The following is a 1,992-nucleotide window of genomic DNA, read 5'->3' on the forward strand; positions in this document are numbered from 1 at the left end:
GGGTCGCGGACGCCGCCGGGGTCATGGCGACCGCGGCGAGCGTGGCGGCGAGGCTGAGCGTGGCGGCGCGCCGCCGTAGCCCGGTGGCTCGGTGAGGGGACATGGTCTTCCTTGTCGTTGCGCGGGTCGGTCCTGGACGGGGTGAAGGTTGCTGGCCGGGCGCAGCCGGAACTGCGAGCTGCGAAACCGTGGCGGTGACGATGTGAATGGCCCGGCACGTCATCACGCGCTCCTGCTGAGCGGCAGCTGGCGCGGCAATCTGCTCAACGGCCCGTTCGAGGGAGCGCATGCGGTCCTCCAGCCGGTCCGGCTCCCCTCTCACCGCCATGGAATGTATCGCTTAGTACAGAAACTATGCGGCACACTGTATCAGCGAGTACAGAATCTCTGTACCGTGAGGTACAGACAGGGAAGAAGTCTGATGGGACACACACCGGCCACCGCACGGGGTCGCGCTACCCGGGAGCGCATCCTCGAAGCGGCAGCAGACCTCATTCAGCGGCGCGGCGTGGCGGCGGTGACGCTGGACGATGTCGAACGCGCCGCGGGGGTCGGCCGCAGCCAGCTCTACCACTACTTCGACGACCGAGACGACCTCATCCGGTCCGTGATCCATTCCACCGTGGACACGGTGCTGGCCGCGCAGGAACCGCTGCTCCTGGACGTCGATTCACTGGCCGGCATCGACCGCTGGTTCGACGCGATCGTCGCCAACGGGACGCGGCAGGACGCGGTGGGCGGCTGCGCGATCGGCTCGTTGGCCAGCCAGCTCAGTGGCCGGAACGACCTTACCCGGCAGGCGTTCGTGGACGCCTTCGCGCGCTGGGAGGCCCCCCTCATCGCGGGGCTGCACCGGATGCAGGAATCCGGCGAACTGCGCCCGGATGCGGACGTGACGGAGCTGGCCGACCTCACCATGGCGGCGATCCAGGGCGGCCTCCTTCTGGCCCAGGTCCGCCGTGCCCCGGACCAGCTCCGGCTCGCCTTGCGCGGCGCGCGCGCGGCACTGGAGGACGAGCTCACCCCTCCGCCCTGAACGCGGTCCGCTCACCCCTGCGTCACTCCGCGCGAACGGCCCACCCGCAGTACGCCCGCGCCAGCGCACCACCAACATCTCCAGCCACTTGACGCTCTGCAGGAGCTTTAGCGTCAGGCTCTGAAGTCTGCGCAGCGTCGACGGCATCCGCTTGTCGGGCTGGCGAGGTACCGGCCAACCTAGTTTCTAGGGCCGTTTGGTCGCGGGTGCGATGAGTGAGATCACCATGCCAACGACGAGGGGCCCTGTCTCGTTACCACAGTCGCTGACCAGTCCATTTCGCCCATCAGTACAGGATGAAGGAAGCTCACTACCGCGAGGACGCCACAGCGGTGAACCTTGGGGCTGGCGGGGCCGTTGTGATGATGGTGGGGGCCTTTGCCGAGGAAGGCGAGGGTGAGAGTTATGCGGATAGGAGACTGTCATGCCGACTGGTGCGGAGCATGCGGCCTGGTTGGAGAATTTTTTCGTGCAGCAGAATGTGCAGCCGGGGCAGCTCCCCGCATTGCCTACCCAAAAGGACTCGCCGACAGGAACGCATCTGGTGAATGTGATGACCGGAAGCATCCGCCAGCTTGCGCCGGAATTAGCGGAGGTGCTGCGGCGGCACGGATACGAGGAGCGGGTGGTGGTGGCCCCTGACGGACGGCTTGGTTTTGCCAGGACTCGTACCAATACAGTGCTGACCGGTGCGCAGCATGCGGCCTGGTTGGAGAATTTTTTCGCGCAGCAGAATGTTGGGCAAGGGCAACGCCCCGCATTGCCTCACCAAAAGAGCTCGTCGACGGGAAAGCATCTGAGCAATGCGGCCCCCGGAAGAAACCGCCTTGCGCCGGAAGTGGCGGCCGTTCTGGAGGGCCATGGGTATGGGGACCGGGTGGTGAGGGACCCTGGCACTGGGAAGCTTCATTTCGCCACCGCTTCTAGTCGCAGTGGGGGGGTGGCGGCGGTAACGG

At 66.5% G+C, this 1,992-nt stretch carries 2 protein-coding genes; both read left to right on the plus strand.

Features of this window, described 5'->3' with window-relative positions:
- The first annotated feature begins 421 nt into the window (after nt 1-421).
- A complete protein-coding gene (locus tag EHS43_RS43445) occupies nt 422-1,036 on the plus strand; it encodes a TetR/AcrR family transcriptional regulator (protein WP_125195930.1) in 615 nt (204 codons plus the stop codon).
- A gap of 424 nt (nt 1,037-1,460) precedes the next feature.
- Nucleotides 1,461-1,992, plus strand: a 532-nt coding sequence (locus tag EHS43_RS43450) for a hypothetical protein (RefSeq protein WP_148104302.1), incomplete at its 3' end; no start/stop codon positions are given.

The sequence above is a fragment of the Streptomyces sp. RP5T genome (assembly GCF_003933965.1).
In the GTDB taxonomy this organism is placed as follows: domain Bacteria; phylum Actinomycetota; class Actinomycetes; order Streptomycetales; family Streptomycetaceae; genus Streptomyces.

Bases quoted from the DNA above. Each gene is read 5' to 3' on its own strand.
- EHS43_RS43445 (WP_125195930.1), top strand. From the start codon at position 422: ATGGGACACACACCGGCCACCGCACGGGGTCGCGCTACCCGGGAGCGC.